The 22029-nt window shown below is 62.7% G+C and carries 16 protein-coding genes; 14 read left to right on the top strand and 2 right to left on the bottom strand.

The annotated features are described in order from the left end of the window. Positions 1–72 precede the first annotated feature (72 nt). Both JNB89_RS23000 and tdh read left to right on the top strand, forming a co-directional pair. Entirely contained in the window at positions 73–1287 is a 1215-nt protein-coding gene (locus JNB89_RS23000; RefSeq protein ID WP_220363706.1) for a glycine C-acetyltransferase, read from the top strand. After that, positions 1284–2315 (top strand): L-threonine 3-dehydrogenase, encoded by a 1032-nt coding sequence (gene tdh, locus JNB89_RS22995; protein ID WP_220363705.1) that lies wholly within the window; start codon positions 1284–1286, stop codon positions 2313–2315. The genes JNB89_RS23000 and tdh overlap by 4 nt, the downstream gene beginning before the upstream one ends. Before the next feature lie 39 nt (positions 2316–2354). On the opposite strand, the gene JNB89_RS22990 is transcribed toward tdh, so the two are convergent. Next, complete coding sequence (locus JNB89_RS22990; RefSeq protein ID WP_013342211.1) at positions 2355–3005, bottom strand: YceI family protein; 651 nt, start codon at positions 3003–3005, stop codon at positions 2355–2357. Between the two features lie 131 nt (positions 3006–3136). Here JNB89_RS22990 and JNB89_RS22985 point away from each other — a divergent pair, with 131 nt between their 5' ends. The 8 genes from JNB89_RS22985 (at position 3137) to JNB89_RS22950 (ending at position 14550) form a co-directional block, all read left to right on the top strand. Continuing rightward, complete coding sequence (locus tag JNB89_RS22985) at positions 3137–3838, top strand: TetR/AcrR family transcriptional regulator (protein ID WP_220363704.1); 702 nt, start codon at positions 3137–3139, stop codon at positions 3836–3838. A gap of 30 nt (positions 3839–3868) precedes the next feature. Continuing rightward, positions 3869–4348: a DUF1348 family protein gene (locus tag JNB89_RS22980; RefSeq protein WP_013342209.1), complete on the top strand. Its 480-nt coding sequence runs from the start codon at positions 3869–3871 to the stop codon at positions 4346–4348. 218 nt (positions 4349–4566) lie between these two features. Next, positions 4567–5217 carry a hypothetical protein gene (locus tag JNB89_RS22975; protein WP_223216830.1) on the top strand — a complete coding sequence of 217 codons (651 nt, stop codon included), beginning with the start codon at positions 4567–4569 and terminating at the stop codon, positions 5215–5217. Positions 5218–5853: 636 nt separating this feature from the next. Continuing rightward, on the top strand, positions 5854–7641 hold the full coding sequence (locus JNB89_RS22970; protein WP_346656221.1) for a DUF1302 domain-containing protein: 1788 nt from the start codon (positions 5854–5856) through the stop codon (positions 7639–7641). Positions 7642–7672: 31 nt separating this feature from the next. Beyond that, positions 7673–9049, top strand: coding sequence for a DUF1329 domain-containing protein (locus JNB89_RS22965; protein ID WP_220363702.1), 1377 nt, complete (start codon positions 7673–7675; stop codon positions 9047–9049). A gap of 112 nt (positions 9050–9161) precedes the next feature. Next, positions 9162–10322: a YCF48-related protein gene (locus JNB89_RS22960; protein ID WP_220363701.1), complete on the top strand. Its 1161-nt coding sequence runs from the start codon at positions 9162–9164 to the stop codon at positions 10320–10322. Positions 10323–10346: 24 nt separating this feature from the next. Continuing rightward, entirely contained in the window at positions 10347–12779 is a 2433-nt protein-coding gene (locus tag JNB89_RS22955) for an efflux RND transporter permease subunit (protein ID WP_220363700.1), read from the top strand. Between the two features lie 82 nt (positions 12780–12861). Next, positions 12862–14550 (top strand): AMP-binding protein, encoded by a 1689-nt coding sequence (locus JNB89_RS22950; RefSeq protein WP_220363699.1) that lies wholly within the window; start codon positions 12862–12864, stop codon positions 14548–14550. A 13-nt stretch (positions 14551–14563) separates the two neighbouring features. Here the strand turns inward: JNB89_RS22950 and JNB89_RS22945 are convergent, their stop codons facing one another. Next, complete coding sequence (locus tag JNB89_RS22945; RefSeq protein WP_220363698.1) at positions 14564–17266, bottom strand: LuxR C-terminal-related transcriptional regulator; 2703 nt, start codon at positions 17264–17266, stop codon at positions 14564–14566. A gap of 186 nt (positions 17267–17452) precedes the next feature. Between JNB89_RS22945 and JNB89_RS22940 the strand changes: the two genes are divergently transcribed. The 4 genes from JNB89_RS22940 to JNB89_RS22925 all read left to right on the top strand — a co-directional run bounded on the left by JNB89_RS22940 (position 17453) and on the right by JNB89_RS22925 (position 22018). Then, entirely contained in the window at positions 17453–18223 is a 771-nt protein-coding gene (locus tag JNB89_RS22940) for an enoyl-CoA hydratase/isomerase family protein (protein ID WP_220363697.1), read from the top strand. Between the two features lie 36 nt (positions 18224–18259). Beyond that, entirely contained in the window at positions 18260–19501 is a 1242-nt protein-coding gene (locus JNB89_RS22935) for a thiolase family protein (protein ID WP_220363696.1), read from the top strand. Positions 19502–19524: 23 nt separating this feature from the next. Continuing rightward, the gene (locus JNB89_RS22930; RefSeq protein ID WP_220363695.1) at positions 19525–20667 is read left to right on the top strand and encodes an acyl-CoA dehydrogenase family protein; all 1143 of its coding nucleotides are present in this window, start codon (positions 19525–19527) and stop codon (positions 20665–20667) included. Between the two features lie 169 nt (positions 20668–20836). Next, positions 20837–22018, top strand: coding sequence for a lipid-transfer protein (locus tag JNB89_RS22925; RefSeq protein ID WP_220363694.1), 1182 nt, complete (start codon positions 20837–20839; stop codon positions 22016–22018). Positions 22019–22029 lie beyond the last annotated feature (11 nt).

Below are 22029 nucleotides of genomic sequence, written 5' to 3'. Positions count from 1 at the left end.
CAGCCGACTATAACAGGCCGCACCCTGTTCGCCCACGGCAACGGCAGTCTCACCTATTCAGGAGCCTGGTTCATGCGTGACACCTTTCTCGCCCATCTGCGCGGCACGCTCGAGCAGATCCGCGCCGACGGCTTTTACAAGAGCGAGCGCGTGATAGCCAGCCCCCAATCGGCCGACATTCGCCTTGCCAACGGCAAGGAGGTGCTCAACTTCTGTGCGAACAACTATCTTGGTCTTGCCGACGATGCGCGCCTGATCGACGCCGCGAAACAGGGACTCGACACGGACGGCTTCGGCATGGCGTCGGTGCGTTTTATCTGCGGCACGCAAACGGTCCACAAGCAGCTCGAGCAGGCGCTCGCCGAATTTCTGCAGACCGACGACTGCATTCTCTATTCGAGCTGTTTCGACGCGAATGGCGGCCTCTTCGAAACGCTGCTCGACGAGAACGACGCGATCATCAGCGACGAGTTGAACCACGCGAGCATTATCGACGGCGTGCGGCTTTGCAAGGCGAAGCGCTTTCGCTACAGGAACAACGACCTCACGGACCTCGAAGCGCGTCTCAAAGAAGCGGATGCGGCCGGCGCCCGTTTCAAGCTGATCGCGACAGACGGCGTGTTTTCCATGGACGGCATCATCGCCGACCTCGCCGGCATCTGCGATCTGGCAGACCGCTATGGCGCGCTTGTCATGGTCGACGATTCGCACGCGGTGGGTTTCGTGGGCGAGCATGGGCGCGGCACGCCCGAGCATTGCGGGGTGCTGTCGCGTGTGGACATCATCACCGGCACGCTCGGCAAGGCGCTCGGCGGCGCCTCGGGCGGCTACGTGGCAGCACGCAAGGAGGTCGTGGAATTGCTGCGCCAGCGCTCGCGTCCCTATCTGTTCTCGAACACGCTCACGCCGAGCATCGCGGCGGCGTCGCTGAAAGTGCTCGAACTGCTCGCGAGCGACGAAGGCGCGCAACTGCGGGCACGTGTGCGTGAGAACGGCGCGCATTTTCGCCGCAGAATGAGCGCGCTCGGCTTTACGCTCGTGCCAGGCGAACATCCCATCATTCCGGTGATGCTCGGCGACGCACAGCTTGCGTCGAAAATGGCCGATGCATTGTTGAACGAAGGCGTCTACGTGATCGGCTTTTCGTTTCCGGTCGTGCCGCGAGGCCGCGCGCGCATTCGCACGCAGATGAGCGCGGCGCATACGACTGAACAGATAGACCGCGCGGTCGATGCGTTTGCGCGCGTCGGCCGTGAACTCGGCGTGATTCAGGCGGAGGGCGCATGAAAGCACTGGCCAAACTCGAACGCGCGCCGGGCCTTACGCTCACCGACGTCAAAGTGCCGGAAGTGGGCCATAACGATGTGATGATCCGCATCACGCGCACCGCGATTTGCGGCACGGACATTCACATCTGGAAGTGGGACGACTGGGCGCAGAAAACCATTCCGGTGCCGATGCATGTCGGCCATGAGTATGTCGGCGAGATCGTCGAAATGGGCCAGGAGGTGCGCGGTTTTTCGATTGGCGACCGCGTGTCGGGCGAAGGACATATCACCTGCGGGTTTTGCCGCAACTGCCGCGCGGGACGCCGGCATCTGTGCCGCAATACGGTGGGTGTGGGGGTGAATCGCGAGGGCGCGTTTGCCGAATATCTGGTGATTCCAGCGTTCAACGCGTTCAAGATTCCGCCTGAAATATCCGATGACCTCGCGGCGATCTTCGATCCGTTCGGCAACGCCACGCACACCGCACTATCGTTCAACCTCGTCGGCGAAGACGTGTTGATTACCGGTGCGGGCCCGATCGGCATCATGGCCGTGGCGATTGCAAAGCACGTCGGCGCGCGCAATGTCGTGATTACCGACATCAACGATTACCGGCTCGAACTCGCGCGCAAGATGGGCGCGACGCGCGCCGTGAATGTGTCGCGTGAATCGTTGCGCGACGTGATGGCGGACCTGCACATGGCCGAAGGTTTCGACGTTGGCCTCGAAATGTCCGGCGTGCCCAGCGCTTTTACCGGCATGCTCGAAGCAATGAACCACGGCGGCAAGATTGCGCTGCTCGGTATTCCACCGGCCCAAACCGCCATAGACTGGACGCAGGTCATTTTCAAAGGCCTCGAAATCAAGGGCATTTACGGCCGCGAGATGTTCGAAACCTGGTACAAGATGGTGGCGATGCTGCAAAGCGGACTCGACCTTTCGCCGATTCTCACGCATCACTTCAAGGTCGACGATTATCAGCAGGCGTTCGCGACCATGCTCTCCGGCGAAAGCGGCAAGGTTATTCTCGACTGGACCGCTGCGTAGACCCGCTTTGTCCGTCGAACTTGAACGCCCGCACTGCGCTTAGCCGCCTGCGGGCGTTCTGCCAAATTCGGCTTCGATACGCACATGAATCTCGTCGCCGACCGCCGGATACCAGGTCGCAAGACCAAACTTCGCGCGGCTGAAACGCCCTTCAGCGGAAAAGCCGAGCGTGTCTTTTTTCGTCAGCGGATCGGGTGCAAAGCCGTTGAAGGTGACCGCGAGCGTGACCGGTTGCGTGACGCCATGAATGGTCAGATCGCCCGTCAACGTGCCGCGAGAGTCGCCCGTGCGTTCGAACTTCGTACTCGTAAAACGGATCTCCGGATACTGCTCGACATCTAGCAGGCTCGCGCTTTTCACCATCTTGTCCAGCAGCGGCACGTTGGTGTCGATACTCGCGGCATCGATCGAAACGGACACGCTGCTGTTCTCGAGCCCGCCTTCGTTCCAGTTCAACTGCCCCTTCTTGCGATCAAAGCGCATCTGGAAACGCGAATAACTGAAGTGCTCGACGTCGAACGTAATGCTGCAATGATCGGCGTCCAGGTCGTAGCGGCCCACCGGCACGCGCGCTTCGTTCTGGCTGACGGAGTGCGTCAGCACTTGCAGCGGTGTGCAGGCCATGACGGTCAGCAGCGTTGCCGCGAGTAGAGCGCGCACGACGACGGCGCGAGCAGTGAACGCAATCATGTAGTGACTTCCGGTTATTTGCTTACCACGAAGATAACAGTTGCCGCGCGACTCGCGCAAAAGCCCTGGCAAACCTTGGACACGATCTGCCAGTACTTGACGAGGTGGAATGATCGTTCTACCCTTCGTCTATGACTGCAAATACTTCGACTGAAACGACATCAGCGCCGGGCGCTCGCGAGCGTCTGCTCGACGCTGCTGAGGCGTTGATCTACGCGGGCGGCATTCACGCCACCGGCGTGGACGCGATCGTGCGGCAGTCGGGCACCGCGCGCAAAAGCTTCTACACGCATTTCGAATCGAAAGACGCGCTCGTTGCGGCCGCGCTCGAACGGCGCGACGAACGGTGGATGAACTGGTTTATCGCGGGCACGCAGCAGTGCGGCACGAGCGCGCGCAAACGTCTGCTTGGCATGTTCGACGTATTGCGCGAATGGTTTGCGTCCGAGAACTTTCACGGTTGCGCATTCCTGAACGCGGCCGGCGAGATTGCTTCTGCCGAAGACCCCATCCGCATCGTCGCGCGCCAGCACAAGGAGCGCCTGCTCGCCTTCGTGCGGACGCAATTCGACGCGTTCATCCTCGAAACGCAGGGGGACGCGCGGCGCGCCGCGGCTTTGTCGCGGCAATGGCTGGTGCTGCTCGACGGGGCCATCGCGGTTGCGCTGGTGAGCGGCGAGCCAGATGCAGCGCTCGACGCCCAGGCCGTCGCCCGAACCTTGCTCGACGCGCAAATTACCGGATCGTCCGGCCAGCGCAATGCATCCGCAGGCAACAAGTCTTCCCGCCGCTCTTCAAGCAAGCCCCCGCCCACGAGGCGGACCACAACGTGATCACCACCTGACCAACAAGCGAGGTATCTCATGGCCGAACAGATCGAAACCCGCCCGCCGCTGCCGCCGTTCACGCGCGAGACCGCCATCCAGAAAGTGCGCGCCGCTGAAGACGGCTGGAACACGCGCGACCCCGAGCGCGTGTCGCTCGCGTACACGGTTGATAGCGTATGGCGCAACCGCGCGGAGTTCACGCACGGCCGCGCCGAGATTGTCGGGCTGCTGCGCCGCAAGTGGGCGAAGGAGCTCGACTATCGGTTGATCAAGGAGTTGTGGGCGTTCACGGATAACCGCATCGCCGTCCGCTTCGCCTATGAGTGGCACGACGATTCGAACAACTGGTTTCGCTCGTACGGCAACGAGAACTGGGAGTTCGACGAGCACGGCCTGATGGCGCGCCGTCACGCCAGCATCAACGATCTGCCGATTCGCGAAGCCGACCGCCTTTACCACTGGCCACTGGGCCGTCGTCCCGACGATCATCCGGGCTTGTCCGAACTCGGCCTGTAGGCTTTGCGTTTCTGAAGTGGAGGCGCGCGCAGCGCCTTCACCGCTTTGCCATCGGTCCTCCGTTATGGTTGTGTTGCGCTTGCCGGCACGTCTTGTGCCCGCAAGCCCGAGTGCGTCTTCAACATCGCATGGGTGGCTTGCGGTACAGTGCGCGACGGGCGGCACGCGTCAATACCAACACAGCGTCACGCCGGCGCTCGACCGGCGATGGAGAGGACATGCATCTTCGGCAGATGGGCAGGCTTATCAGCACGAACCTCGGCGGAACGTTTAGCGGATACATTCGCGGCAAGGCCAGGGCTAAGTTCAGCGACAAGGTTGGCGGTGACTTGAGCGGCAACCTCGGGCCCACGGTCAGCGGCAACCTCAAGAAACATCTCGCCCGCACATTGTTCGCGCTTGCCGCGGGCCTCGCGGGCGCGTCCGCCGCGCACGCGGGCAACTGGTGCGAGGGCGGTATCTGGGTCGACGCTATGTTGGGCTCATATCACATCCGCCCCGATCCTGATAAGCACTTCGAGCAGTTCAATCCGGGCTTGGGTGTCGAGTGCTGGTTGAACAATCAATGGGCATTGACGGCAGGCGGCTTTCGCAATTCGCTGCGCCGGCCGTCGTATTACGGCGGCGGTGTGTGGGCGCCCGAGTTCCTGCATTGGGGCATTGTGCGCATCGCGGCGATGGGCGGCATTATCTCCGGCTACAACTACGGCAACTGGGGGCTCGGTCGCGACCACACGATAGGGCCGGTGCTCGCACCGCTCGTCATGGTCGAATACAAACGTGTCGGCGCGAACATCATTGTGATTCCGCCGATTCCGTCGGACGACCTGCCGTTCACCCTCGGTTTTCAGTTGAAGGTCAAGTTCTAGTCGATAAGGCTATTCGCGTGGGGAACGGTGGACGCCTGGTCGGCGTTCTCTTGCGTCGAGCATGCGGGCTCCCGAAAACTCTCACCTTTTCCTGCGCCAACTTTCTTTTAGCGCCGTCCGTCCTGCGTCGGCGCGACGAAAACACCGCTGGCAAGCGCACGTTTTTTCTCGCGGCGCCAGTTGGTGTTCTCGAACCTCCTGGAACTCCTCACCATCCCGAAACAGCTCACCTTGACAGGCATTGCCTGGTCGCTAAAAACAAAAGGTGAGACTTTACGGGAGGCGGTATTGCGACTCGCGGCTTTCGCTCAATGCCGCGGCGAACCACACGGCCACACGCGGCACTTCCCACCCCCGCAGAAACCTCCACGTCGAGGCGCTGCCAGCACTGTCTGCCGAACAGACGAGTGCGCGCTTGCAATCACTTTCTTCCAATTCGACCCGCGGCCTGGTTGTCGCGCCGATCCCCACCCGGTAAACCCGATCCCCCTCTTTTCAAGGGGGCTGGTGCAGTTTGTCTGCTGGCAACCTAACGATCAGAGGCTTCAGGCGCAAGCACCGACACAACGCCAGGCGCTATGACGAGGAGACCAGCGCGGGCCGATTGGCGCAGACAACAGGCATGCCTGACAAAGCATGGCCGGCCACAACGGAGGAGGGAGAACCAAGATGTCTCGCAGCACACGAGCAGGAAACAGGGCGCCGCATCGCGTGACGATTCTTGCAGGGATGATTGCAGCCGTTGTGGGATCGAACGCGCACGCTTTCAAGATCAACACGTCCTCGTCCGACTGGGACCTGAATTGGGACAACACCGTCACCTATAACCTGGGCGTTCGCGCGCGCGGCATCGACCCGAGGATCGGCAACAATCCGAACTTCGACGACGGCGACTACAAGTTCCGACATGCCGGCGACGTGGTCACGAACCGCGTCGCGATGGTTTCCGAATTTACCGCCGCCTACAAGGGCTACATGGGTTTCAAGCTCTCCGGCTCGGCATGGAAAGATTTCGCCTATGGCAGCGGCGACGTCACCAACCCCGGCGTTTTCGCGCCGGCTGGAGGCGGGTTGCCGGCCGTGACGTACCGCTCGCTTGCCGCATATCCGAACGGTCACTACGGTTCGTTCACGAACCGCTATTACGTTCAGGGCGCCCAACTGCTCGACGGCTTCGCGTTCTACAACACGGAAATCGGCGGCAAAGCGGTCTATCTGAAGGCCGGCCAGTTCACCGAATACTGGGGCAACTCGCTGCTGTTTCCGTTTTCTGGCATTTCGGTCGCGCAAGGCGCGCTCGACAGCATCAAAGGTCTGAACTCCCCCGGCACGCAAACCAAGGAACTGCTGCTTCCGCGCCCGCAGATCAGCATGACCGCGCAAATCACGCCCGAGCTCTCGCTGTCCGGACAGTACGCGCTTGGCTGGACGTACAACCGGCTGGCTACGGGCGGCACTTACCTGCAGGCAAACGACGCCATCGCGCAAGGGCCCTCCGGACTTCTCGCGACGACGCTGCCGGGCGCCGCGGTCGGTCACCCCGGCGGCTTTGTGCCGGTGTTCGTGCCGCAGGGTGCTTCGAACACGCCGCCGCAGATCGATAACAACTTCGGCGTGAAGCTCGGCTGGACCCCCAGTTTCTTCACCGGACAGATGGGCTTCTACTACCGCCGCTTCGACGAGTCGCAGCCGTGGGTGCTGACCAACTGGTCGCGCGGGCTTCCCACCGACTATCACCTGGCCTACAACCGCGGCGCGCAACTGCTCGGCTATAGCCTCGACACGACCATCGGCAACGTGGCCGCCGGCTTTGAACTGTCCTGGCGGCACAACACGGCGCTCAATACCGCGCTGAGTTCCAACATCGCAAGGCAGACGGAAGGGGCCAAAGGCGACGTGCTCAACCTGATTGCGAACGCAATCGTTCCGTTGTCGAGCTCGCCGTTGTGGCAAACGGGCTCGCTGGTCGCGGAACTGTCGTATTCGCATCTGCTGTCGGTGACGGAAAACGCGTCGATCTACAACGGCGTGGGCTACCGCGGGTGTCCCAGCAACAACAAGTGGAACGGTTGTTCGACCAAAGACTACGTCGGCGCCGGTTTCGTGTTTACGCCGCAATGGCTGCAGGTATTGCCGGGCGTGGACCTCAGCATGCCCACCTCGATGACAGTGGGCCTCTACGGCAACAACCCGCAAAACCCGGGCTCTTCCGCAGCAGGCCAGGGCTTTTTCACCTATTCGGTCGGCTTGCAGGCGCTGGTTCGCCAGAAGGCCACCGTAACACTGGCCTACAACGGCTATCACGCACACGTGAACACCCGGTCCGTCACGCCGAGCGGCTTGCCATACGCGTCAGGCGGCAATGGCCTGTTCGACCTCAATGACCGTCCGTGGATCTCGTTGACTGTTCAATCGTGGTTCTGACGCGGACCTCGTAACGACTGGAGACAAGCATATGAAAACATTGTTCCATCTGATAGCGGCAGGCGTCGTGACGCTGAATGCGCTCGGCGCATTTGCCGCCGTGTCGGCCGACGAGGCCAAACAGCTGGGCACCACGCTGACCGCGTTCGGTGCCGAGAAGGCGGGCTCGAGCGACGGCGTGATTCCCGAATATGCGGGCGGTTTGACGAAGCCGCCTGCGGATTTCGCGCCGGGCAGCGGCGTGTGGCCGGACCCGTTCAAGAGCGAGAAACCCGTGCTTCGCATCACGGCCTCCAACATGGGGCAGTACGCGGACAAGCTGACGCCCGGCGTACAGGCGCTGCTGCAGCGTTTCCCCGACTATCGGATCGACGTTTATCCGACCCATCGAACCATGCATTACCCGCAGTGGGTGCTCGACAACACGCTGAAGAACGCCACCCAGGCGAAGCTCACCGGCAAGGTGGAAGGCGATGGTGTAGAGGGCGCATTTGGCGGCATTCCATTCCCGATGCCGAAGAATGGTTATGAGGTCATGTGGAACGCGCAGTTGAGCTATCAGCGCACGCAGTACGACGCACAAAACGTCGGCGCGTATCTCGTCGACACGTCCGGCGCGCGCACCGAACTGCCCGTCATGAACGTGATCGAGTACAAGCCGTACTACGACCGCAGCCGCGCTGGCGACAAGTTCAAGGGACCGCACGACCGCATGTGGCTGACGCTGCTCACGCCCGCCACGTCCGCGGGTACGTCGAACCTGGTCGACTATTCGATCAACTACTCCGAAGCCGACCAGGTGAGCTGGGCGTACTTCCCGTCGCAGCGCCGCGTGCGCATGGCGCCCGACTTCAAGTACGACACGCCGACAGCCGCCTACGGTGGCGTGCTGTTCTGGGACGAGGCGAAATTGTTCGCCGGCCGTATGGACAAATTCGACTTCAAGCTGATCGGCAAGAAAGAGATGATTGTCCCGTACAACAATTACCGCTACTCGCAGCTTCCTGTCGATGAAGTGTTCGGGCCGAAGCACATCAAGCCCGATGCGTTGCGCTGGGAGCGGCACCGCGTGTGGGTGGTGGAGGCAAGCCTGAAGCCGGACGCACGCCATGCGTATTCGAAGCGCGTGTTTTACGTCGACGAAGACGGCTGGACGCTGCAGGAAGCCGACGGCTACGGTCACGACGGCAAGTTGTGGCGCGTGGGCCTCGACTATCCGATCAACTATTACGACGGCAATGGCGGCGTCTTCATCAGCGCGAACACGTTCTACGACCTGCAAAAAGGCAACTACTTCTCGTTCTTTACCAGCAGTTCGCGCGGCAGCCCTCAGCTTCGTGTAGCGGACAAACTCGAGAAGCCGAATCTCTTCACGCCAGCAGGCATGGCGGGAACAGGACTTCGCTGATGCGTGCCGGTCTGCCGCACGGCAGATCGTCGAGGTGCGAGACGGCGGGCGGAACAGCTGCGCAACGCCCGCCGGGTGTGCGGAACAGGTTATGAATCACCGAGGGCGGCACATGTTTCAGCAAAAGTATCCGGGCCTCGTTTGCGGGCGCGTCTTCGCGGCAGCGCTGCTGGCCGCGCTGTTTGCCACGCTGTCGCCCACACTGACAGCAGCGGCACCGGCAGCGACCGGTGCCCAGACTGGCGCCGGCGCGGCGGCGCCGCATGCCGCGCCGGGCGATCCGTTCGTCGATCCATTGGATGGCGAGGCGGTGATGCACGCCGACACCACAAAGCGGCCATTGATGGCCGTCGCGCTTGCCGGGCAACGTCTGATTGCGGTCGGCATGCGCGGCCTGATCGTCGGCTCGAGCGACGGCGGCAGGACCTGGTCGCAAGCGCAGGCCCCGGTGAGAAGCGACTTGCTGGCGTTGAGTTTTCCCGACGCCGAGCACGGCTGGATAACCGGTCACGACGGCGTGATCCTGCATTCCGCGGACGGCGGCCGCACGTGGAACAAGCAGTTCGACGGACGCGCGGCACAGCAGGCGTTGATCGACCACTACAAGACGCGCATTGCTGCCGGCGAGGCCGCGCTAAAGCCGTATCTCGACCAGTTGCTGCTCAATTACAAGGCCGGCCCTTCTTTGCCGCTACTCGGCGTGTGGTTCAAAGACGCGCTGCACGGCATCGCAGTGGGACCGTTCGGCATGGCCATTGCCACGGACGACGGCGGCAAGCACTGGGCTCCCATGCTGGAGCGCATCGAGAATCCTGGCTTCCTGCATCTGCAATCGATCAGCGAAGTAGCGGGCGATGTTTTCATAGCGGCCGAAAAGGGAACCATCTTCAAGCTCGATCACGACACCGGCGTTTTCCGCCCGGTCGCAACGGGCTACGCGGGCAGCCTCTTCGGCGTGGCCGGCAACGGCGGCGTATTGATCGCATACGGGCTCAAAGGCACCGTCTATCGGAGCCTCGACCACGGCGCGAGTTGGACCCGCGTCGACAGTCCGTTGCACGGCCTCGTCACCGCCGCTGCTTACGTTGCGCAGAAGAGGGCGTTCGTGCTGGTCACGGCGGCTGGAGAAGTCGCGCTCGCGGACGAAACCGCGCATGAGTTTCATGTCCTCAAAGCCACCCGGCCGGTAGCCGCGACGGGTGTGCAGCCGCGCTCCGCGCATGAGATCGTGGTCTGCGGACTGGACGGCGTGCATGCCGTCGCGCTTCCGTAATTCGTTCGCTTCAGGAAGATCAACATGGGAATTTCATCGGACGGCGAACGCGTCGATGCTATGCCGGTCATCCGCCATCTTGCGGAGTTCGACACGGCCTCCGGCTCGCGGCTTGAGCGGCTCATCTTCAATCACCGGCGCTGGATCGTGGCCGTGTGCGCGCTGCTCACCGTCGTGCTCGGATTGCTGGCCACGCAATCCACCATCAGCGCAAGCTACGAAAGGATGATGCCCAGGTCCAGTCCTTTCATTCACAACTATCTGGCCAATATGGGTTCTCTGCGGGGGCTCGGCAATTCTGTGCGCATCGTCGTCGAAAACCCGAACGGCACTATCTACGACGCCGCCTACCTGAAGACGCTGCGCGAGATTAACGACCGTATTTACCTCATTCCGGGCGTCGACCGCTCGTTCGTGAAATCGCTGTGGATGCCCGTAGTCCGCTGGACGGAAGTGACCGAAGAGGGCTTTCGCGGCGGCCCCGTGATGCCGGACAACTACGATGGGTCCGCGGCGAGCATGGCCCAGTTGCGCACGAACGTGGCGCGCTCGGGCATTGTCGGCGCGCTTGTCGGCAACGACCTGCGCTCCAGCATGATCTTCGTGCCGCTGCTCGACCGTTACGCGGACACCGGCCGCCTCGTGGACGCGCGCGCAGTGCACGACGAGATCGACAAGATCCGCCGGCAGTATTCCGGCGAGAATGTGCGCATGCACGTGATCGGCTTTGCGCAGCTGGTCGGCGATCTGATTCACGGCCTGATGCAGGTGGCCGTGTACTTTGCGATTGCGGCAGTGATCGCGGCCGCCGTGATCTTTGCCTACACCCGCTGCATGCGCAGCACGGCGCTTGTCATCTATTGTTCGCTGACGGCCGGGTTGTGGCAACTCGGTATCGTGCATTTGCTGGGCGTGGATCTCGACCCGTATTCGATCCTCGTCCCGTTTCTGATTTTCGCTATCGGCGTGTCGCACGGCGCGCAGAAAATGAACGGCATCATGCAGGACATTGCACGCGGAACAGACCGCTACGTGGCCGCCCGATACACGTTCAGACGGCTTTTCGTCGCGGGGCTAACCGCGCTTCTTGCCGATGCCGTCGGCTTTGCAGTGCTCATGCTGATCGACATTCCCGTGATTCGCGGCCTCGCGCTCTCGGCGAGCATCGGAGTCGCCGTACTGATTTTCACGAACCTTGTGTTCCTGCCGGTGCTGCTCTCCTACACCGGCGTCAACGCAAAGGCGGCCGCCCGCAGCGTGCGGCCGAGCGACCATCATTCGTTCATCCGGCTGCTCACGCCATTCACGCGGCGCGGCCCGGCCGCCGCAGCGGTGTTGTGCGCAGCGGTGCTGAGCGTAGGCGGTCTGGTTATCGGACAGCATCTGAAGATCGGCGACCTGGACCCCGGCGCGCCCGAACTGCGGCCCGATTCTGTCTACAACCGCGACACCGCGTACATCACCGGGCACTACAGTCTGTCGACGGACCAGTTCGCCATCATCACCCGAACGCCGCCTGGCCAGATCAACGACTTCAGGACGCTGGTCGAAATGGACACCCTCGAACAGGAACTGCGCGACCTGCCGGGCGTGCAGACAACCCTGTCCATTAGCGGCCTGAGCCGCCGCAATACTGCGGCGGGATTCGAGGGAGACCCGCGCTGGATGACGCTCAGCCGCGATCCCATCGTGTCGACCGAAGCTGTCAATAACGCCTATGTAGCCAACCCGGAACTGGTCGACGATACGCGCTCAGTTGCGCCCATCGTCGCTTACCTCGCGGACCACCGGGCCGAGACGCTCGAACGCGTGGTCAAAGCGGTCGAGTCGTTCGCAGCGCGGCACGACGGGCCACAGCGAAAATTCCTGCTCGCGGCGGGCAGCGCAGGGATCGAGGCGGCGACCAATATCGCGGTCGAGAAGGCGAACCGTTCAATGCTGCTGCTCGTGTACGCGGCCGTGGTCGTGCTGTGCTTCATCACGTTTCGTAGCTGGCGTGCGGTCGTGGTCGCCGTCGTGCCGCTCGTGATTACGTCGATATTATGCGAGGCGCTGATGGTCGTGCTCGGCATCGGCGTAAAGGTCGCAACGCTGCCGGTTACGGCGCTCGGCGTGGGCATCGGCGTCGACTATGCGCTATACCTGGTGAGTGTGCAGTTGGCGTTGCAGCGGCGCGGCCGCTCGCTCGACGACGCGTATCGCGAGGCCCTGAACTTCACCGGAAAGGTGATTGCGCTGATCGGCGTGACGCTCGCGTCTGCGGTTCTGACGTGGATATGGTCGCCCATCAAGTTTCAGGCGGACATGGGCGTTCTTCTCACGTTCATGTTCGTCTGGAACATGATCGGCGCGCTCGTGCTGATCCCGGCGTTGTCCCACTTTTTCCTTTGCCCGGAAAAAGCGGCAGCGAAGAAAAAGGCGCTCGCGGAAGGCCGCATGGCGGAGAAGCCGCAGTGAAAAGTGCAGACTCTCGCGGTGTGAGTGGCAACATGCGAGTCAAAGCCTGTTGCCAGGCTAGATATAAACGGTGGAGACACGAATGAGCGGTAAACACACAAGCACGCTGGTGCACCGGTTTCTGCACTGGGAGAACGTGCAGCCCGATGCGGTCTATCTCACGGAGCCGTTGCCGGACGGCCGCATGGTGGATTACACCTGGCGGCGAGTGGGCGACGAAGCGCGGCGCATGGCGGCATGGCTGCGCTCGCAGGACCTTGCGCCGAACAGCGCGGTGTCGATCGTGGGAAAGAACAGCGCCCACTGGCTCATCGCCGACCTCGCGATCTGGCTGGCCGGCCACGTGTCCGTGCCGCTGTATCCGGGCATCAGCGCGGCGACGGCGCGATACATTCTCGAACACAGCGACGTGCGCTTGCTGCTGGTCGGCAAGCTGGACGGCCAGACCGATTGCTGGGACGCTGTGAGCGACATCGTGCCCGCGCATGTGCGCCTCGTGAGCCTGCCGATGTCACCGCCCCTGCCGGGTGCGCTGGCTTGGGAAACCATCATGGCCCAGCACTCGCCGTTGTGCGACGTGCATTTGCCCGAGCCTCAGCATCTCGCCACGATCATCTATACGTCGGGCAGCACCGGCCGGCCCAAAGGCGTGATGCATAGCTTCGGCACGATGCACGACTATGCGCTTGCGGCCGGCAAATTCTGCGATTTCCGCCCTGGCGACCGCGTGCTTTCTTATCTGCCGCTCGCGCATACGGCCGAGCGCTCGTTTGTCGAGTCGAATTCGCTGTGTCACGGCTTTCGCGTCTTCTTCAATGACAGCCTCGCGAGCTTCACGGAGGATCTGCATCGCGCGCGGCCTACGGTGTTCATCTCGATGCCGCGGTTGTGGACAAAATTCTACCAGGCGGTGTGCGCGCGGCTCGGTGCGAGCGAGCAGGCGCTGTTGCATACGACAGCGCCCGAAGCCGACGCGCTCAAAAAGCAGGTCCTCGCCATGCTCGGGCTCGACCAGACGCGGCTGGCATTCACAGGCTCCGCCCCGCTGCCTGCGGAGATTATCGACTGGTATCGCGCGCTTGGTCTGGAACTGCTCGACGTGTACGGCATGACGGAGAACTTTTCATACTCGCACTACAGCCGGCCGGGTCAGGTCAGGGTGGGTTACTCAGGGCAGGCTATGCCTGGCGTCGAGTGTCGCATCGACGAAGGCGGCGAGATCGTGCTCAAGGCGCCGACCATGATGCTTGGCTATTACCGCGAGCCGGAGTTGACGGCGCAGAGCATGACCGCAGACGGCTTCTTCAGAACGGGCGACTGCGGAGAGCTGGACGAGCTAGGTCGTCTGAAAATCACGGGGCGCGTGAAGGAAATCTTCAAGACGAGCAAGGGCAAATACGTTGCGCCCTCGTCGATCGAGAACCGGCTGAGCCATCCGAAAGTGGATGCGGCCTGCGTGATGGGCCACGGCCATGCGCAGCCCTTCGCGTTGCTGTTGATGTCGCCCGCCGCGAGGGTCGAGCTCGAGAACGCCGAAGCACGTCACGCGCTGTGCGAGCAGATGCAAGCGTTGCTCGATCGTGCGAACCACGAACTGGAAGCCCATGAGAAGCTGGAGTTCGTCGTGCTCATGAAGGAGCCGTGGACAGCCAGCAACGGCCTCCTCACGCCGACCATGAAAACGCGGCGCAAAGCGATCGAGGAACGATACCTGCCGCTCGCCAGGGCATGGGCCGAGCTTGGGCAGACTGTCGTCGTGGAAGAACGTTGAGAGCACTCACATGCTATTCAATCAGGTCATGCTTGCGCGCCCACACCATTGCGTCATAGCGGCTCGACACGCCGAGCTTGCCGAAAATGTTCCGCAAATTCCATTTGACCGTCTCTAGCGTGATATTGAGCGAGAGGGCGATGCGCTTGTTCGACATCGCCTGTGCTACGAGGCCGATGATTTCGACTTCGCGCTGTGTCAGCACTGGCTGCAGCTTCGACCCTCCATTCCGACGCACGCTGCCTGCCGTGCCGTCGGGAACGGCCGCCTCGGGGAATTTGTCCAGCAGTTCGGTCGCGTAGCGCAGCGCGGCCCCGTCCAGTTTTCTCTCGCGCACCATGCTGGCCAGCAGCTTGCCGGCCGGCGGCCCTTCGTCGATGAAGGTACGCACGAGGCCAAGTCGCTGCGCGGCTTCCACACTTCTTGCGAGGCACACCTGGGCGTCGTCAGCGCTTTTCTGGTCGGCGAAGATAATGGCCGAAAGCAGGTCCGTCAGTGCAGTCAACCGGCCTCTGCCGAACGCCTCGGCATGACTGCGCGTCACCTGCAGCGCGCGCAATGCTGTCTCCGGTTGCTCGTCGCGTAACAGCCGTGCCTTTGCCAGCGCTGCGATGGCGGGAATTTCTGCCCGGAAGCCCTGTTCCGCCGGATACGCCAGCGCCAGTTCCTCTAGCGACAGGTAGGCCTCGTGCGCCTGCGCGCGGTCTGCCTTGACGAGCAACACCCTGACCTGCTCGGCCAGCATGTGAGCGACAGCCCGCATCTGACGCATGCTGCGCAGGTGCGCCACCTGATGCCGCAAGAAAGCCAGGGCCGCGTCCGCGCTTTCCTGCAGCAGGTCGAGCCGCGCACGGCACAACGACGTGCGGATCATCACGTCAGGTCCCGACGATTGCAGCAGGCCACGGCGATTGGCGATGGTTTCGCGGGCGTCGTCGATACGATCCAGTTCGTAGTAGACGTCAGCAAGCACGCTCGCACAGATGTTCGCGCTGATCGAATAGCGGCCGACTGCCTGAATGGAGCGAGTCAGCAGGGCCGAGCCCACGCGCTCGGCTTCGCGCGCATGGCCCTGCAGCAGCAATGCCGACGCGTGCGTTGCCTGGGCCACGAGAGCCATGTCGTTATGCTCGTCGGTGGGCGGAATGGGGTGCGTGTCGAACAGACGTTTTGCATCCGCGTATCGGCCTGCCGCGCCGTAAGCCGCGCTTAGCGCGGCGAGGCGCATGTATTCGAGAAACGGATTTTCCAGCGGCACGTCGCGATGCGGTTCGAGCAGATCGATCATGCGCTGCGAGTCGTCCTGCTGGAATGCAATGGCCGCACTGATCAGCGGGATGCTGTGCGCGACCTCGGGATCGCCTGAGGACGCGCGCGATTGCAGCTGCGCGAGCCACGCCTTGGCTTTCACGGGCCGCGTGGTCAAAGCCACCGCAAGGCACGCGATGAACAGCAGCCGTTGATGCGTGAGCAGGATGTCTTCCGGCAGATGCTCCAGCAGATGAAGCGTTGGCCCCAGATATTCGAGGCTCCAGGTGGCAGGCGCAGCGCGCTCTATGACGGCGGCCGCAAACCCCACGTCTTCGCCGATGCTGGCGTGCCTCACGGCCTCTACGAGCAGACCGTGCTCGGCGAACCATTGAGCCGCCCGCCTGTGCAGGTCGCGCACCGCAGCCGGGTCGCGCCCCGCGAGCCGCGTTGTCAGATATTCGCCGAACAGCGGATGAAAGCGGAACCAGCTCAGGCGGTCGTCGGAATCCACACGCATGATGAGCAGATTCTCGTCTTCCATGCGCTTGAGCAGTTGAGCCGTATTCGCGTTGTGCGTGACATGGCGCGCGAGCGGCGCACTGAAGCGGCGAAACACGGACAGCGCTTCGGCGAATGTGGTGAGTTCCACCGGCAGATACGCCATGACTTCTTCGCTCAGATACGTTTGCAGATCGCTCGAGCGCCAGACGAGATCATGCAGCGTGGCCCGCGTTTCGGGCCGGTTTTTCAGCATGATCGCGATAAGCTGTATGCACGAAGGCCAACCGCTCGTCAGTTCGTGGATGAGCGTGAGCTCGTCTGCGTTGAGCTTGCCGGGCCCGAGGTTTTCGTCGATGAAAGCGCGCGTTTCCGGCAGGTCGAACGGCAGCGCCGCGCTATCCACCTCGACAATCTGATCCATCATGCGCAGCCGGCTCAGCCCGAGCGGCGGTGCGACGCGCGAGGCGATCACCAGATGCAGGTTGCCCGGGCCGTGATCGAGCAGCTTCTGCATGAACCGGTGCGCGAGCGGCGCCTCGACGTAATGGTAATCGTCGATGATCAGATAAAGGTCTTTGGGCAGATCGAGCGCTGCCTCGACGATCGTGGCAATGGACGCGTCCATTGCCGGTGCACTCGCTTCTTCGAGCGGCAAGTCCATTTCGACAGGAATACCGCCGCGCTGCATGGCAGCGAACAGCGCGGTGCAAAAAGCGATGTAGCCCTTGTCGTCTGCAGTGAGCGACAGCCACGCGACTTCCGCGCCTGCCTTCAGACATGTCTGGCGCCACTGCGCAAGCAGCGTGGTCTTGCCATAGCCCGCGCTGCCCGTGACGAGCGCAAGCCGGCAGTGCTGCATGCGCTCGAGTTGCGCGAGCAGATCAGTGCGCTCGACGTGCTTTGCGCCGATGCGCGGCGGCGAGAACCTGGTAGAAACCAGATGTTTGATAAAGGGCGTATTCAAGGAGTCACACGGTCAATGCATGGCGGCAGACGGGCGGCGCTGCGCCTCCGTCTTTGCCCTCCACCTTCGCCTATCTGCGGCTGCAAATGGCCCCCTCACAATGAGGGGTGATTAATAGGATGGCCGGACCTAACTTATCACAACCGCAACGTCAGGCAATGGCGTTCGTCAACATCCGGAGGGGAGATGAGTTATTCGCAGACGGTGGTGGGTTCGGTCGGCTGGTTGACGATGGACCGGCCAGCCGCAATGAACAGCCTCAATCGCGAAATGGCGACGGGGCTGACCGCGCAACTCAATGCATGGCGCAATGACGACGCGGTGCGCGTCGTCGTGTTGACGGGCAACGGGCGCGCATTCTGCGCGGGCGCGGATCTGATCGAGGCGGCGGAGCCGCCATGCCCCGAAAAGCGCGAGTTTCTCGAACTGATCGTCGAGTTCTTCGACACGTTGCGGGCGTTTCCGAAGCCGGTCATCGCGGCCGTCAACGGTATCGCACTGGCGGGCGGTCTGGAAGTCGTGCTCGCATGCGACCTCGTGCTTGCTGCAGACTCCGCCCGCCTTGGCGACGCACATTCGAATTTCGGCGTGTTTCCGGGTGCGGGCGGCGCCGCTATCCTGCCGCGCAAAGTGCCGGCCAACGTCGCTCGCTATCTCCTCTTCACGGGCGACTCAATGAGCGCTGCCGAATTGAAATTGCACGGTCTCGTCAACGAGGTGCTGCCGGACTCCGAATTGAAGCCGCGCGCCCAGGCGCTCGCAGACCGTCTCGCGAAAAAGAGCCCGCTGGTCCTCGCGCGCATGAAACGCGTCGCCAACGAAGCCGCGGACAAAACAGCGGCAGACGCGCTGCGCCACGAGCTGCTGGAACTGCGCAATCACCAGCGCTCGTACGACGTTCAGGAAGGACTGCGGGCATTCGCCGAAAAACGCGAACCGCAGTTCAAAGGCTGCTGAGGCTCAGCTAACCGATACGAACTCGAAGCAAAGACCATGGAAAACATCTACATCGTGGGCGTGGGCATGACGCCGTTTGGCCGCCATCTGGACAAGTCGGTCAAGCAACTGACCGCCTGGGCCGTCGAAGACGCGCTCAAGGACGCCGGTTGCGAGCGCAAATGGATCGAGGCGGCGTATTTCGGCAATACGACGCAAGGGCACATGCAGGGGCAGCACATGATCCGCGGCCAGGTCGCGCTGATCCCGCTCGGCCTGGGCGGCATTCCGATTCACAACGTCGAAAGCGCGTGCGCGTCGGCGAGCAGCGCATTCCATCTCGCGGTGACACAACTGCGCGCCGGCATGGCGGACGTGGTGCTCGCCGTGGGCGCGGAAAAAATGTATTCGCACGACAAGGCGCGCATGTTCTCCGTGTTCGATTCGGCGTGGGACGTGGAGACGGCCGAGGCGAACGCCGCGCAAATGGTTGAACTGGGCAAGGGCGTCACGCCCCCGCCGGGTTCCACATCGGACAAACCGTACAGCGTGTTCATGGACGTTTATGCGGGCATCGGCCGCCAGTTGATGGCTCGGCACGGCATTACGCAGCGGCAGTTCGCGGCGGTCTCGTCGAAGAACCACGGCCACTCGGTGCACAACGAGCGTTCGCAATACCGTAAGGCGATGTCCGTCGAAGAAATTCTCGCGGCGCCGCCTATCACCTTTCCGCTCACATTGCCCATGTGCTCGCCTATTTCGGACGGCGCGGCCGCGGCGATTGTCTGCACGGAGTCCGCCCTCAAGCGCTACGGTTTCAATCGCAGCCGCGCGGTACGCGTGCTCGCGACCATCGTGCGCTCGGCGTCCCAGCGCGCAGGCGACGATCTCGCGAACCACATCACGGTACACGCGGCGAAGCTCGCTTACGAGGAAGCGGGTATCGGGCCCGAGGACATCAACGTGGCGGAATTGCACGACGCGTCGTCAATCGGCGAAATCGCGCTGTGCGAGAACCTCGGCTTGTGCAAGCCGGGCGAAAGCGGAGTGATGGCCGAGCGCGGCGAGTCGAGCCTCGGCGGGCGTTTGCCGATCAATCCGTCGGGCGGCCTTGAATCGAAGGGGCATCCGATCGGCGCGACAGGTCTCGGCCAGATCTTCGAGCTGGTCGAGCAGTTGCGTGGCGAATGCGGACCGCGCCAGGTACACGGCGCAAGATTCGCCGTTCAGGGCAACGGCGGCGGTCTGTGGGGCGTCGAGGAAAGCATCGACCACATCGGTATCTTCGGGCGCGCTTAGATCAAATAATCGAGAGACACGACATGTCGTTCCATTTGCCCACTGAAGAGCAGAATCTGGCCGTAGAAAGCTTCCGCAAGTTCCTGCAGTCGGAAGTCAAACCCGTGGTCAAAGAGTACCGCGACCGTTTCATTCCGAAAGACCGTATGCGCGAATTGACGCAGCGCATTGCGGAATTCGGCCTGCCGGGGTGCACGATTCCTGTGGAATACGGCGGCATGGGGTGGTCGTTCACGACGCAAGGCATGCTGTTCGAAGAACTGGTGGCCTGTTCGTGCGACGTGGCGCTGTGCGTGATGCTCAACATGGGCCTCGCGTCGATGCTGGTGAACGCCCGGCCCGAGGTCCGCGCGCGCTATATGCCCGATTGCCTTGCCGGCAAGATTTTCGGCTCGATCTGCATCAGTGAGCCCGATGTGGGCTCCAACGTGGCCGAGCTCAAGACGCGGGCCGTGCGCGACGGCGATTACTTCGTCATCAACGGTGAAAAGACGTGGATCACGAACGGCGTGTATTCGGACGTGCTGATCTGCACAGTGCGAGGCGACAAAGGCCTTTCGCATATTCTGATCGACCGCAACGAGCATGGCTACGAGTCGCGCAACATCGAGAAAATCGCGCTCAGTTCGCAGTCCACCGCGCAAATTTTCATCACGGACGCGCGAGTGCCCGCCACCAACCTGATTGGCGAAGAGGGCGACGGTCTGCGTAATACGATGAAGGTATTCGAGACTGCGCGGGCGCACGTCGGCACGCTTTCGGTCGGCATCATGCGCGCGGCGCTGGACGAGTCCATTGCGTACGCGACGCAGCGCAAGCAGTTCGGCAAGCTGATTGCCGCGCACCAGTTGATCGCCGCAAAAATCGCCAACATGGCGATCATGGTCGATGCGGCGCGGTTGATGTGCCAGCGCGTGTTCGGCCTGATCGACGCCGGTGTGCGGTGCGACATGCAGGCTTCGATGGCCAAGGCGTTCGCGACCGAGGCCGCGGTCCAGGTGTGCCGTGACGCGGTCCAACTGCACGGTGGCAACGGCATCACGAAGGAGTTCAACGTGGAGCGTTTGCTTCGCGAGGCGATCATTATTCCCATCCCCGACGGCACCACGGAGATCCAGCAACTCATCATCTCGCGCGCGCTGACGGGCGTCGCCGCCTTCGTCTAAGCACGACGGCAGGCACCGGCTGTTCCGCGGCGCAACTTGGTGGCCGCGTCGCGGCGAGCTTGCGGCGATTGCCCCTTCAAACGAGGGGCGCGGTGATCGGCGCGGCTGCGTATCATGAAGTGATACCGGCTCGCTCGGTGGGGCGTTCATAACAACTGGAGGAGAACGTATGACGCGCAAAGTCGTCGTCGCGGGAGTGGGCATGGTCCCATTCATGAAGCCGGGCGCCAGCGAAACCTATGACCTGATGGGCGCGCAGGCCGCAAGGCTCGCATTGTCTGATGCCGGCGTCTCATATCAAACGATCCAGCAGGCGTATGCGTGCTTCGTTTATGGGGACTCCACGGCGGGACAGCGCGCGCTCTACCACGTCGGCATGACCGGGCTGCCCATCATCAACGTCAACAACAACTGCTCGACGGGATCTACGGGGCTTTTCCTCGCGCGCCAGGCGATTGAAGCGGGTGCGCTCGACATTGCGCTCGTAGTGGGCTTCGAGCAGATGAATCCCGGCGCGCTCGGCAGCTACTTCAATGACCGGCCGTTGCCCTCCGAGCTATTCCTCAAGCAGTGCGATCGGCTCGGTGTGCCAACGGAAATCGCGCCGGCCTTGCGCATCTTCGGCGGGGCGGGCGTGGAGCACATGAAGCGCTTCGGCACGCCGCTCGAAAGCTTTGCAAAGATTCGCGCGAAGGCCAGCCGGCATGCGGCCAACAATCCGCTTGCCGTATTCCGCAAGGTTGTTTCGCCCGAAGAAGTGATGGCCGACCAGGTTCTCTGGCCCGGCGTCATGACGCGCCTGATGGCTTGTCCGCCAACCTGCGGCGCGGCGGCGGCGGTTCTCTGTAGCGAGGACTTCGCGCGTAGTCGCGGCCTGGATGCACGGGTCTGGATCGCAGCGCAGGCGCTGACCACAGACGGCCCGGAATCGCTAGAAGGCGACGACCTGCGCGACGTGGCCGGCTTCGGCATGGCCAAGAACGCGGCGCGCCAGGTGTACGAGGCGGCGGGCATTGGTGCCGAAGATCTCGACGTGATCGAACTGCACGACTGTTTCGCGCACAACGAACTGATCACATACGAAGCGCTTGGACTGTGTCCGGAAGGCGGCGCTGCCGGATTTATCGACGCGGGCGACAACACCTATGGCGGGCGCTGTGTCGTCAATCCGTCGGGTGGGCTGTTGTCGAAGGGGCATCCGCTTGGCGCGACAGGCCTCGCGCAATGTACCGAACTAGTCCAGCAGCTTCGCGGCACTGCCGGCGAGCGGCAAGTCGACAATGCGCGCGTTGCGTTGCAGCACAACGTCGGCATCGGCGGCGCCTGCGTGGTGACCATGTACCGCAACTGAGGGAGACATCG

This window comes from Paraburkholderia phenoliruptrix (assembly GCF_019511605.1).
Taxonomy (GTDB): domain Bacteria; phylum Pseudomonadota; class Gammaproteobacteria; order Burkholderiales; family Burkholderiaceae; genus Paraburkholderia; species Paraburkholderia phenoliruptrix_A.
This window is presented reverse-complemented; position numbering and strand designations above follow the sequence as displayed.